A 12316-nucleotide genomic window follows, 5' to 3' on the forward strand; every position below is an offset into this window, starting at 1 on the left:
GCCGGATCAGGCCGGCCGGCCCTCCAGGGTCGCTCCCAGACGCGCCGCCAGGCCCAGGTGAGCTGCCCGGGCCTGGCGGAACGCGTACCCGAACAGCGGCGCCGGCGCGCTGAGGGTGATCTCCACGTCGATGCGTACCGTGCCGTCGGGCTCGTCGCGCAGCCGGGTGTGGTTGCGTACCGTCGTCGCGGGCTGCTGCCGCGCCACGGTGACCACCTCGTCCTCGCCGGCGATCAGCACGTCCGCCTGGTACGTGACCGGGAAGTGCAGCGGGCCGAGTTGCAGCCGGTCGGTGATCGCGTAGCTGGCCAGCGCGCCCGGCCGGGCCGGCAGCTTCCGGACCCGGACGATCAGCGGATGCAGCTCACCCTGGCGACTCAGGTCACCCAGCAGGGCCACCGCTTCGGCCCGGCTGCAGCGGGCCTGCACGGTGTAGCTGAAGCTGTCGCTGCTCTGCAAGCGGGCCCCCTAGCCGTCGTGCGTCGCGACGATCGTCCCGTACCGACGCCGGACTGGCAACGGGTAGAAGGTCCCCTGGCCGCCGGGGGTGTGAACGGCGCTCAGGCGCCGGGCAGCACCTCGGGGGTGTCGTCGGCGAACCACGGCTCGGGCGCGCCGAACAGGCCGAGCAGGCCGGTCACCCAGAGCTGCCGGTGCACGAACCGGCTCGGCTCGGTGACCACGAGCTTGACGCCGCTGACCTCGCAGGTCTGGAAGCCCGCGACCATGGCGCTGATACCGACCGAGTCGATGAACGTGACGAGCCGCATGTTCAGCTCGATCCGCGAGGGTCGGCCCTTCGCGAGCACTTCGGCGACCGCTTCCCGCACCTCGTACGCGGTGTCGACGTCGATCTCCCCACGGGGCGAGATCTGGACGACACCACCCGGCCGCACCGACTTCACGATCGACAGGCTCACGCGAGCACCTCCACTCGCCCATGACGGGCGCCTCATCAGTACGCGGGCCGCGACCGAGAGTATTCCTCCAACGGCCCGGTCGCCACCCCCCGGGATGAGCAATTCGCGAACTGGGCACACCTGGGCGTACCAATCCGGAACTCCGGGTTCCAGTTTCCCCTGTATGGCGGGTCGCGGCCAACCGTGCGACCGGGCGGTCCCGCCGATCCGCCGACCAGGGTAGCGGGCGCACGCACGTCCCGTCGGCACCGGTCCCGGCGCGTTCGAGTGGTTCGTCCCGTTCGCCGCCCGGGCCGCCCGTGACACGGTGCATGGTTTGCCGGGCGCGCCGGTGGGGCACTGCCCGAGACAGTGAACCCGCCGGATGGACACCGGAGTCCGAAGTGGCCGCCGGCCTTCGGCACCCGAGGAGGTAGAACGATGTTCGGATCCAACCTGCTGGACCGCCGGGGCAAGGCCGAGCGGGTCGCCGACCAGGCGTGGCAGCACCTGCTCTCTGCCGCCGGTTCCGCCGGTGACAGCGTGCGCGACGCCACCCGTACCGCCCGCCGCAGTTCCTCCGGCCTGGCCGACGACGCCACCGACCTGGTCGGCTCCGCCGCCGAGGAGGCACGCCGCCGGGCCGGTCTCGCGTTCGACGCGCTCGCCGGCCGCCGGCCCGCGCTGCCCTGGACGCTGCTGATCGCGGCGGCGCTCGCCGGCGCGGCGATCGGCTGGGCCGCCGGCACCGCGGCGCGCGCCGCCGGCAGCCGGGACCGCGCCGCGGACGAGATCGAGTTCGTGGACGTGGACCGGCCGAACTCCCCGGCCGGCCTGGACGGCTGACCCACCCGTACGACACGACGACGGCCGCTCCCCGGGACTCCCGGGGGCGGCCGTCGTGCTGCTTCACCCGGACCGGACGAGGGCGGCTCACCCGGGACACGCGCAGGATCGCGGGTGCGGGACCACGTGCCCGCGCCGCGATCGACGGGAGGGAGAGCCGGATGGCCACCGACACGATCACGCGTACCGACCGGGACATCCAGTCCGCCGTGCTCGACGAGCTGACCTGGGAGCCGCGGGTCGGCCCGGACGAGATCGGGGTGACCGTCACCGAAGGCGTGGTGACGCTCACCGGCCGGGTGGACAGCTACGCCAAGAAGTGGGCCGCCGAGCGGGCCGCGCACCGGGTCGCCCGGGTCCGCGCGGTCGCCAACGACCTCGCCGTCCGGATCGACACCGCGGCCGGGCGGGAGGACCCGGAGATCGCCGTCGCGGCCGTACGGGCGCTGGAGTGGGACGCGTTCGTGCCGATCGAGGCGTTGCAGGTGACTGTGGCCGACGGCTGGGTCACGCTGCACGGCGAGGTCGAGTGGGAGTACCAGCGGCGGACCGCCGAACGGTCGGTCGCCCGGCTCACCGGCGTACGCGGGGTGAGCAACGGGATCGCCGTGCGCCCGGCGGTGCACGCCGACGGCCGCGACCTGGCCGAGCGGATCGTGGACGCGCTGGCCCGCAACCGCGCCACCGAGGCCGAGGAGGTCGACGTGCGGGTGCACGGCGACACGGTGCTGCTGGACGGGCAGGTCCACTCGGCCGGCGAACGCGAGGAGATCGAGCGGGTGGTGTGGAACGCCCCCGGCATCCGGGAGGTGCACAACCACCTCGTCGTGCGCTGACCGGAACCACCCCGCCCGGGTGAGCCCGCCTCACCCGGGTCGCGGCCATGGTGGGAGGCATGAGTGATCCGAACGGGCTGATCACACCCGGGCAGGCCGCGCCCGGGTTCACGCTGCCGGCGGCGCCGGACGGGCGCGAGGTGGGCCCAGGGCAGTTCCGGGGCCGTCCCGTGGTGCTCGCCTTCTACCCGGCGGACTGGTCACCGGTCTGCGGCGAGCAGATGACCCTGTACCAGGCCGCCCTGCCCGAGCTGGAGCGGTACGACGCGGTACTGCTCGGCATCTCGGTGGACAGCGTCTACTCGCACCGGGCGTTCGCCGAGAGCCGGGGCATCCGGTTCCCGCTGCTCGCCGACTTCGAACCCAAGGGTGAGGTGTCGCGGCGGTACGGCGCGTACGCGCCGCACGGGCAGTCGGACCGGGCACTCGTGGTGATCGGCCCGGACGGCCGGGCGGCCTGGAGCCACCTGTCCCCGCCCGAGGTGAACCCGGGCGTGGACGGGATCCTCGACGCGCTGGAACGGCTGGACTCGGATCGGCGGGTGAGTGCCGGATGACCACGCCCCTTCAGGTCACCACCGCACGACTGCGGATCCCGGTGACCGAACGCGACCACGTCCGCGGACCGGTGGACGCGCCGGTCACCATCGTCGAGTACGGCGACTTCCAGTGCCGGTTCTGCGGCGCCGCGTACCCGAACCTGGCCGAGGTGCTGCGCCAGCGGGCCGACACGGTGCGCCTGGCGTACCGGCACTTCCCGATCACCAACGTCCACCCGTACGCGGAGAGCGCCGCGGAGACCGCCGAGGCCGCCGCCGCCCGGGGCCGGTTCTGGGAGATGTACGACTGGCTCTACCAGCACCAGGACCAGCTCGACCCGGTGCACCTGTCGCTGGGCGTCGAGCAGATCGGCCTGTCGCCGGAGGAGATCGCCGCGGAGGTCGGCCGGCAGGACTACGCCGACCGGGTCCGGCAGGACTTCGTCGGCGGCATCCGCAGCGGCGTCAACGGCACCCCGACGTTGTTCGTCAACGACGTCCGCCACGACGGCGGCTACGACCTGGCCGAGCTGCTCGCCGTGGTGGACGCCGCCACCGACGACGGCTGAGAGACGGTCAGATCAACCGCAGCTCGCGCGCCCGCCGGACGGCGTCCCGCCGGCGGGTCGCGTCGAGCTTGCGGTAGATGTTGCGCACGTGCGTCTTCACCGTGTTGACCGACAGCGACAGCTCGGCGGCGATCTCCACGTTGGACAGGATGCTCTGGAGGTAGCGCAGGATGGTCAGCTCCCGCTCGGTGAGCGGCTCGTCGAGCGTCCGGGCCGGACCGTCAGCCGTCGCGGTGACCGGCTGCGCGTCCACGCCCCGGACCAGCTCGCTCACCGTGGCCCAGTACGCGGTGCCGGCGTCCAGACGCGCGGCGAGCAGATCCCGTACCCCGGGGTCGGCGCGGGTGAAGACGCGCCGGAAGCCGTCCGGCTCGGCGAGCGCCAGCACCTCCTCCAGCAGCCGGCCGGCCCGCCGGGCGTCACCGGAGGCGTCGGCGAGTGCCGCGTCGAGCAGCCCGGCCCCCAACCGCACCGGCAGCGGCCAGTCCGCCGCGCCGGACGCGGTCCAGTCCGGCAGCGCCCGCTCGGCCGTGCGGGCGTCACCGGCGCGCAGCCGCAGCCGCGCGGCCACCAGCGCCGGCGCCGGCCCGCCGCCCGCCGCGTCGAGCAGCGCCCTTGCGCCGTCGACGTCGCCGACGACGGCGCGTACCTGTGCCTCGTCGGCGGCGAGCCATTCGCCCAGTTCCCGTCCGGGCGCGACGGTCCGCGCCCCGGCGAGCGTGCGCAGCGCGCCGCCCGGGTCGCCGCCGTCGGCCAGCAGCCCGGCCCGGCACAGCGCGGTGAGCGCGGCGCCGCCCGGCTCCGCGCCGGCCGGACCGGCGAGCGCCAGGTGGGTCGCGGCCTCCGCCGGCCGGTCCCGCTGCCAGTCCACGAGCGCCAGCGCCAGGTACGCGTAGCCGCAGTCGGACCGGGACGACCAGCCCTGGCAGGGCGGCATCCCCAGCGCCTCGCGGGCCAGCTCCTCGGCGGCCCGCAGCGCGCCCCGGGCCGCCTCCAGCAGGGCCGAGCGGCTGACGCAGAGCAGCTCGGTACGCGGCCGCCCGGCCCGCCGTGCCGCCTCCCGCGCCCTGGCGAACCGGTCCCGGGCGGTGGACAGCTCCCCCTCGGCCAGCGCGGCCAGCCCGTGCGCCGCGCCGGCCACCGCACGCACGTCGTCCCGCTCGGCCGTCCCGGCGCGCGGATCGCCGGCATCACCGGCAACGGCACTGCCGGCGTCCGGGCCGCCCGGGGACTCGTCCGCCGCGATGGTGGCCAGCAGGCGGTCGGCGGCCCGGCGTACCTCCTCGTGGTCGCCGCCGAGCCGGGCCAGGCTCAGCTCCACGGCGGCGGCCAGCCGGCCGAACCGGTCGCGGCGCGGCGCGGGCAGGTCCGCGGCGTCGGCCAGCGCCCGCCGCAGCTGCACGTCGGCGGCGGCCGGATCGCCGGCGTACGCCCGCTCGGCGGCAGCGGCCAGCGCCAGCTCCGGATCCCGGCGGACCGCCTCGGCGGGCGGCTCGGGTGGGGCCGGCACGGCGGCCGGTTCGTCCGGCGCCAGCTCGGGCCAGCGGGTGACGAGCAGCTCGGTGGCGTCGGCCCACTCGCCGGCGAGAAGCGCGTGCCGCAGCGCCTCGGCCGGACGGTCGTGGGTGCCGTACCAGCCGGCCGCCCGCCGGTGCAGTTCGCGTACCTCGTCGGCGGGCAGCCGGTCCAGTTCGTCGCGCAGCACGTCGGCCAGCAGCGGGTGTGGCCGGTACCACTGCGGGCTGCCGCCGTCCTGGTGGAGGAAACCGCCCTCCCGGGCCGCCTCGGCGAGCAGGTGCCCGGCGTCGGGCCGCCCGGTCAGCGCGGCGGCCAGGTCGGCGTGGACCGCGACGGCCACCGCCACCCGGCGCAGGACGTCACGGATCGCCGGTTCCAGCGGGGCGAGCACCTCGTCCCGCAGGTACGCGGCGACATCCGGCTGGTCACCGGCGAACCGTTCCACGGCGCGCGCCGGGTCGGTGCCGTCCCCGAGCGCGAGCGCGGCGAAGCGCAGCCCGGCCGGCCACCCGGTGGTGCGCTCGGCCAGCCGGACCACGGCCGGGGCGGGTACCGCCACGCCGTGCGCGACGAGCAGGTCGGCCACCTCGTCGGCGGTGAACGCCAGGTCGTCGGCGCCGATCACGCTCAGCTCGCCGGCCAGCCGCCAGCGGTGCAGCGCCAGCGGTGGTTCGCTGCGCGCGCCGGCCACCAGCCGCAGCCGGCCGTCGGTGTGCCGGAGCAGGAACTCCAGCCCGGTCAGGGCGGCCGGGTCGGTGACCCGGTGCAGGTCGTCCAGGACCAGCAGCACGTGACGTTCCCGTGCGGCGAGCGCGGCGGCGAGCGTTTCGAGCTGCTCGGGCCGGGGCGGTCCGTCCGGCACCGGTGGCGGCCCGTCGTCCGGGTCGTCGGCGGCGGCGGTACGCAGGGCCGCCGCGAGGTAGCCCCAGAGCCGCCGGGTGGTCTCCCCCTCGGCCACCGTCACCCAGGCCGGCGCCGGCCCGTCCCGCTCTCCCTGCGCCCAGGTCGACAGCAGCGTCGTCTTGCCCCAGCCGGCCGGCGCGCAGACGAGCGTCACCGGCCCGGACGCACCCTGTTCCAGCCGGTCCAGCAGCCGGGGACGCAGCAGGACCGGCTCGGGCGGCACGGGCGGCGTCAACCGGGACGCCAGCAACGGCGGGCCGCCCGACAGCGCACCACCGGCGACATCGGGTGAATCGAGGCCGGTGGTGAGCAGATCGGGCGTACCGGTGATGTCGCTTGTGCCGCTCGCTGTGGCGACGGCCTGGTCTGCCTCCTCCGGCATGCGTCCCTCCCCCGTCGGTGCGGGCAGCGGTTACCCGGACCGCGCCGGTTCACCCCTTCCGGGCGAACCCCGCTCACCCGGGCGGCCCGCACCCTGTAGACACGCGGGGGCGGCCGGCCGGTTGACGCCGGCCGCCCGGGGAACGGCGGGAGGTCAGGTGGCGCGGAGCAGACGGCTGGCGGCCGGCGCGCTGGCGCTGGCGGGGGCACGGGTGCTGGCTCCGGCGGGCGTGCGGGCACTGGCGCGCCGCCGGGCACGGCGGGCCGGCGCCGATCCGCGGCCCGGCCGGTGGCAGGTGGTGACGGTGGCCGCGGCGCCCGAGCAGGCGCTACCGGCCGGGCGGTGGCCCGAGCCGCTGCGCCGCCTCGACGGCGCGGTCGAGGTGTGGGCCCGTCCGGCCCCCGGCGGGCGCGGCACCGAGCTGGCGGTCCGCCCGCTGGGCGGGGAGTGCACGCTCCCGGGATTCGCCGCGCACCTGGTCGGCGACGATCCGGGCCGGTTCCTGCGCCAGGTGCTGCGGCAGACCAAGCAGCTCCTGGAGACCGGCGAGGTGCTGCGTGCGGACCGTTCGCCGCTGGACCGGCCGGGGACCGTGACGTGAGGGCGCTGTGCTGGGCCGGCGCCGGCCTCGTGGAGGTGCGCCGCGTCCCGGACCCGGAGCTGCGCAACGCCCAGGACGTGATCGTCCGGGTCCGGCGGAGCACGACCTGCGGCGCGGACCTGCCGCTGCTGGCCGGGCGGGTGCCCGAGGCGTCCGCCGGGGAGGTGCTCGGACGCGAGTTCCTCGGCGACGTGGTCGAGGTCGGTCCGGAGGTACGCCGGCACCGGGTCGCCGACCGGGTGGTGGTGGGCGCGGCGGTGGCCTGCGGGGCGTGCTGGTTCTGCCGGCAAGGGCTGCTCGCCTGCTGCGACAACGGCACGAGCGGCGTGGCGGCCGAGCCGGAGTGGGGGCAGCCGTCCGCCGGCGGTTACGGCCGGCCGGCTCGGCTGGGCGGCTTCGCCGGTGGTCACGCCGAGTACGTGCGGGTGCCGTACGCCGACGTGGGCGCGTTCGCCGTGCCGGAGTCGGTGAGCGACGAGCGGGCGGTGTTCGCCGCCGACGCCGCGCCGGCCGGCTGGTACGGCGCCGAGCTGGGCGAGGTCGCCCCCGGCGACGTGGTGGCGGTCTGGGGTGCGGGCGCGGTCGGCCAGCTCACCGCCGACGCGGCGGTGGCCCGGGGCGCGGACCGGGTGGTGGTGGTCGACGACCGGGACGACCGGTTGCTGATGGTCACCGGGCACGACCGCGTGGAGGCGCTCAACCACAGGTACGTGGACGTGCTCGCCGAACTGCGCGAACGCAGCGGCGGCCGGGGGCCGGACGTGTGCGTCGACGCCTCGGGGGTACCGGCCGCGCCGGGCCGGTGGCCGGTGGCCGAGCCGGACGTCGGGGCGGCGCTGCGCGAGGCGGTGCAGGCCTGCCGCAAGGGTGGCGTGGTGGTGGTGCTCGACGCCCGGCCCGGGTTCGTGGACCGTTTTCCGCTCGGCGCGCTCGCGGACAAGGGGCTCGCCGTCCGCGCCGCCCGGCGCCGGGGCGGTGCCGCGATCCCGGAGCTGCTGGAACGGATGGCCCGCGACGAGCTGGTCACCGAGCACCTGGCCACACATCAGATGCCGCTGGAGCGCGGCGCCGAGGGGTACGCGTTGTTCCGGGACCGGGCCGACGGATGCGTCCGGGTGGTCTTCACACCGTGAAGGTGAGCGCTGTGGATGGCACACTCGGCGGATGCGCGCAGACCGTCCGTACGACCTCGTCCTGTTCGGCGCCACCGGCTTCACCGGCGGGCTGACCGCCGAGTATCTGGCCCGGCACGCGCCGGACCGGCTGCGCTGGGCACTCGCCGGGCGTAACCCGGACAAGCTGGCCGCGGTGCGGAAGCGGCTGGCCGCGATCGACCCGGCCCTGGCCGACCTGCCGCTGCTCACCGCCGACGTGACCGACCCGGCGTCGCTGCGCGCGGTGGCGGAGAGCGCCCGGGTGGTGGCCACGACCGTCGGCCCGTACGTGCACCACGGCGAGCCGCTGGTGGCCGCCTGCGCCGCGGCCGGCACCGACTACCTCGACATCACCGGTGAGCCGGAGTTCGTCGACCGGATGTACGTGCGGCACCACGCCGAGGCGGTACGCACCGGGGCGCGCCTGGTGCACGCCTGCGGCTTCGACTCGATCCCGCACGACCTGGGCGTCTGGTACACCGTCAAGCAACTGCCGGCCGACGGGCCGATCGCCGTGGACGGATACGTCCGGGCCGGTGGCCGGTTCTCCGCCGGGACGTACCACTCGGCGCTCACGGCGTTCTCCCGCACCGGTGAGATGAGCCGGGCGGCGCGGGCCCGCCGGGCGATGGAGCCCGGCCCGGACGGACGCCGGGTCCGCGCGGTGCCGGGCAAGGTCGGCCGGGTACGCGAGTTCGGCCAGTGGGCGGTACCGCTGCCCACCATCGACCCGCAGGTGGTCCGTCGGTCCGCGGCGGCCCGCCCGGAGTACGGCCCGGACTTCCGCTACCGCCACTTCGCGGCGATGAAGCGGCTGCCCACGGTGCTTGTGGCCGGCGTCGGGCTGGCCGGTGTGATGGGGCTGGTGAAGGTCGCGCCGACGCGGCGCTGGCTGCTCGGGCGGCTCGCCTCCGGGCAGGGCCCGACGGCCGAGCAGCGGGCCGAGTCGTGGTTCCGGGTGCGGTTCGTGGGCACGGGCGGCGGCCGGCGGGTGGTGACCGAGGTGGCCGGCGGCGACCCGGGCTACGACGAGACGGCCAAGATGCTCGCCGAGTCGGCGCTCTGCCTCGCCTTCGACGACCTGCCGGAGACCGCCGGGCAGGTCACGCCGGTCGCGGCGATGGGTGACGCGCTGCTGGACCGGCTGGTACGCGCGGGCATCACGTTCCGCACCCTGTCGGCGTGAGGTTGACCCTCGACCCGCTTGAGGTCACAGGATGACGGCCGTGGAGAGCGAGCTTCGCAGTATCGGCGAACTGGCCCGGGCCAGCGGGTTGACGGTCAGCGCACTGCGGTTCTACGACCGTTCCGGCGTGCTGGCCCCGGCCCGGGTGGACCCGGTGACCGGCTACCGCTGGTACACCGAGGAGCAGGTGGGGCCGGCCCGGCTGGTGGCCGGGCTGCGTCGGGTGGGGATGCCGCTGGCCGGCATCGCCGACGCGCTGCGGCACCGGCACCGGCCGACGGAGGTGCACCGGCTGCTGGACGCGCATCTGCGCCGCCTGGAGGACGGCCTGGCCGACGCCCGTCGCGAACTCTCCCGGATCCGAAGCCTGATCGACCCGGAGGAGACCATCGTGACCACCCGCCTCGTACTGTCCCGCACCGATCTCGCCGCCGCCGTGGACGCCGTACGCTTCGCCGTCGGCGCCGACCCCGGCCTGCCGGTCCTGTCCGGTGTGCTGGTGGAGGTCGAGCCGGGCGGGGTCCGGCTGGTCGCCACCGACCGCCACCGGCTCGCCGTGGCCCGGGTCGGCGGCACTGTCGACGGCCCGCCGGTGAGCGCGCTGCTGCCGGTGGCATCGGTGGACGAACTCCGTGCGCTGCTGGACCTCGACGGCGCCGACGGCGCCGAGGTCGTCGTGGCCACCGACCGCGTGACGGTCACGGTGGCGGGCCGGCCGGTGACCGCCGTGCCGCTGCCGTACGACTTCCCGGACTACCGGAGGTTGCTGCGGGCGCAGCTCGGTGACGTGCCCACGTACCGGATCCCGTTCGACGCCGCGGCACTGCGCGCGGCGCTCACGGCCGACGGCGTGCCGGTCTGCCACCGCGCCCACGAGGGCGTGGAGCACGAGGTGGTGGCGCTCGGCCTGGACGGCCGGGGTGAGCTGCGCCTGGTCGACCCGAACGCTCTGGGCGGCGCGGTCGACGTGGGCGGCGCGGCGGGCGGCGCGGGCGGCCCGGATGCGCTTCGGGTGGCGGTGAACCGGGAGTACCTGCTGGACGCGCTGGGTTCCGGTGACGGTCAGCTCGTGCTGGAGCTGGACGGCCCGATCGCCCCGCTGGCCGTGCGGCGGGCCGACGACGCGGACGCCTTCTCGGTCCTGATGCCGGTTCGCCTCTGACGCTCCGGCTTCAGGCCCGCGCTCGCCGGTCCTGGCACCGCACCGCGGCAGGAATCAGTGACCGTGCGTGACGTCACCGTCGTCCCCAATCCTTCACCCCTTGCCGACTTTGCTCTGCAGCCATCGGCGCAACCCTGACGCTCCGTCGAACGCCGCCTCCGTGGCTGCAGAGCAAAGTCGCCAGAGGGGCATGTCGGCCGGAGGGCGGATCCGCGAGATTGACCAGGTCAGCGGGATGGCGAGCGGTAACTGTGCGGCACGGGCACCGGAGCACCATCACGGAATGTGAGCGCGACCGACCGACTGCACCACCACTACACGCCGTCACCGGAAAGGGCGTCGCGGCGGCGGGCTGCTCGGGCCGGGCCGGGGCGGCGGGGGCGCGACGGTAGCATCTGGAGGTCCCACCTGACTGCCTGGACGGAGGCGTACGAGCAGCATGCTCGACATGGAGTTGATCCGGAAGGATCGCGAGGCGGTGGCGACCGCGCTGGCGAAGCGTCTGGATCCCGCCGAGGTCACCCGGGCGCTGGACGACATCCAGCGGCTCGACCAGGAGCGACGCGCCCTGATCACGGAGATCGACGCCGAGCGGCAGCGCCGCAAGGCCGAGGCGCGCGCGTACGCGGAGGCGAAACGGTCCGGTGGCACGCCGCAGCCGGTCGCCCCGGAGGCCGAGCGCAAGCAGCTCGCGGAGCTGGAGTCCCAGCTCGACGAGGTGCAGTCCCGGCTCCGCTCGGCGATGAGCGAGCTGCCGAACCTGCCCGCCGACGACGTGGTCGCCGGGGGCAAGGAGGCCAACCGGGTGGTGCGCACGTTCGGCGAGGCGCCGGCCATCGAGAAGGTACGCGACCACGTGGAGCTGAGCCGCGCGCTCGGCCTGGTCGACCACGAGCGGGGCGTGAAGCTCGGCGGCTCGGGCTTCTGGATGTACACCGGTCTCGGCGCCCGGCTGGAGTGGGCGCTGGTGAACTGGCTGATCGAGCAGAACATCCAGGCCGGTTACGAGTTCCTGCTCCCGCCGCACCTGCTGCTGGAGAGCGCCGGTTTCGCCGCCGGGCAGTTCCCGAAGTTCCACGACGACGTCTACCACATCGACAAGCAGTCGTCCTCGCGCGGCCAGTTCCTGCTGCCCACCGCGGAGACGGCGATCCTCGGCGCGTACCAGGACGAGATCCTGGAGACGCCGAAGCTGCCGTTGAAGGCGTTCGCGTACACGCCGTGCTACCGGCGTGAGGCGGCCGGTTCGCACTCCGACGAGCGCGGCACCGTGCGCGGCCACCAGTTCAACAAGGTGGAGATCTTCCAGTTCACGCTGCCGGAGCAGGCGGGCGCGGCGCTGGAGGCGATGGTCGGGCACGTCGAGGGCCTGGTCGGCAAGCTCGGTCTGCACTTCCAGACCAGCCTGCTCGCCGCCGGTGACGCGAGCGCCTCGATGAAGAAGACGCTCGACGTCGAGGTGTGGATGCCGAGCACCGGCAAGTACAAGGAGGTGTCGTCGGTCTCCTGGGCCGGTGACTACCAGGCCCGCCGGGCGGCCATCCGCTACCGCGAGCCGGGCGCGAAGCAGACCCGTTTCGTGCACACGCTCAACGGCTCGGCGCTCGCCACCAGCCGCCTGTTCCCGGCCATCCTGGAGCAGCACCAGCAGCCCGACGGCTCGGTAGTGGTCCCCGAGGTCCTCCGCGACAAGCTCGGCACCGACCGCCTCACCCCGCGCT

12 protein-coding genes are annotated in these 12316 nt (G+C 75.4%); 9 read left to right on the plus strand and 3 right to left on the minus strand.

The genetic code is table 11. The annotated features are described in order from the left end of the window. Nucleotides 1-6: 6 nt before the first annotated feature. Both F8279_RS19475 and F8279_RS19480 read right to left on the minus strand, forming a co-directional pair. Entirely contained in the window at nucleotides 7-459 is a 453-nt protein-coding gene (locus F8279_RS19475) for an SRPBCC family protein (protein WP_091421393.1), read from the minus strand. Nucleotides 460-560: 101 nt separating this feature from the next. Next, entirely contained in the window at nucleotides 561-920 is a 360-nt protein-coding gene (locus F8279_RS19480; protein ID WP_151500683.1) for an STAS domain-containing protein, read from the minus strand. Nucleotides 921-1340: 420 nt separating this feature from the next. Here F8279_RS19480 and F8279_RS19485 point away from each other — a divergent pair, with 420 nt between their 5' ends. The 4 genes from F8279_RS19485 to F8279_RS19500 all read left to right on the plus strand — a co-directional run bounded on the left by F8279_RS19485 (nucleotide 1341) and on the right by F8279_RS19500 (nucleotide 3689). Continuing rightward, nucleotides 1341-1745: a hypothetical protein gene (locus F8279_RS19485; protein WP_091421399.1), complete on the plus strand. Its 405-nt coding sequence runs from the start codon at nucleotides 1341-1343 to the stop codon at nucleotides 1743-1745. A 161-nt stretch (nucleotides 1746-1906) separates the two neighbouring features. Continuing rightward, nucleotides 1907-2581, plus strand: coding sequence for a BON domain-containing protein (locus F8279_RS19490; protein ID WP_151500684.1), 675 nt, complete (start codon nucleotides 1907-1909; stop codon nucleotides 2579-2581). 59 nt (nucleotides 2582-2640) lie between these two features. Further along, the gene (locus F8279_RS19495) at nucleotides 2641-3138 is read left to right on the plus strand and encodes a redoxin domain-containing protein (RefSeq protein ID WP_151500685.1); all 498 of its coding nucleotides are present in this window, start codon (nucleotides 2641-2643) and stop codon (nucleotides 3136-3138) included. Beyond that, nucleotides 3135-3689: a thioredoxin domain-containing protein gene (locus tag F8279_RS19500; RefSeq protein WP_151500686.1), complete on the plus strand. Its 555-nt coding sequence runs from the start codon at nucleotides 3135-3137 to the stop codon at nucleotides 3687-3689. Before F8279_RS19495 ends, F8279_RS19500 begins: the two co-directional genes overlap by 4 nt. 7 nt (nucleotides 3690-3696) lie before the next feature. Here the strand turns inward: F8279_RS19500 and F8279_RS19505 are convergent, their stop codons facing one another. After that, nucleotides 3697-6492: a LuxR C-terminal-related transcriptional regulator gene (locus F8279_RS19505; RefSeq protein WP_151500687.1), complete on the minus strand. Its 2796-nt coding sequence runs from the start codon at nucleotides 6490-6492 to the stop codon at nucleotides 3697-3699. A 157-nt stretch (nucleotides 6493-6649) separates the two neighbouring features. Here F8279_RS19505 and F8279_RS19510 point away from each other — a divergent pair, with 157 nt between their 5' ends. The 5 genes from F8279_RS19510 to serS form a co-directional block, all read left to right on the plus strand. Further along, nucleotides 6650-7093 carry a hypothetical protein gene (locus F8279_RS19510; protein WP_151500688.1) on the plus strand — a complete coding sequence of 148 codons (444 nt, stop codon included), beginning with the start codon at nucleotides 6650-6652 and terminating at the stop codon, nucleotides 7091-7093. Next, nucleotides 7090-8226, plus strand: a complete 1137-nt coding sequence (locus F8279_RS19515) for an alcohol dehydrogenase catalytic domain-containing protein (RefSeq protein WP_151500689.1) — start codon at nucleotides 7090-7092, stop codon at nucleotides 8224-8226. Before F8279_RS19510 ends, F8279_RS19515 begins: the two co-directional genes overlap by 4 nt. A gap of 31 nt (nucleotides 8227-8257) precedes the next feature. Then, nucleotides 8258-9433 carry a trans-acting enoyl reductase family protein gene (locus tag F8279_RS19520; protein ID WP_151500690.1) on the plus strand — a complete coding sequence of 392 codons (1176 nt, stop codon included), beginning with the start codon at nucleotides 8258-8260 and terminating at the stop codon, nucleotides 9431-9433. Nucleotides 9434-9464: 31 nt separating this feature from the next. Continuing rightward, nucleotides 9465-10595: a MerR family transcriptional regulator gene (locus tag F8279_RS19525; RefSeq protein WP_151500691.1), complete on the plus strand. Its 1131-nt coding sequence runs from the start codon at nucleotides 9465-9467 to the stop codon at nucleotides 10593-10595. A 439-nt stretch (nucleotides 10596-11034) separates the two neighbouring features. After that, nucleotides 11035-12316 (plus strand): serine--tRNA ligase (gene serS / locus F8279_RS19530; RefSeq protein ID WP_091421433.1); only part of this gene is annotated, 1282 nt, incomplete at its 3' end.

Source organism: Micromonospora sp. AMSO1212t, from assembly GCF_008868145.1.
GTDB classification, from domain to species: Bacteria; Actinomycetota; Actinomycetes; order Mycobacteriales; family Micromonosporaceae; genus Micromonospora; species Micromonospora tulbaghiae.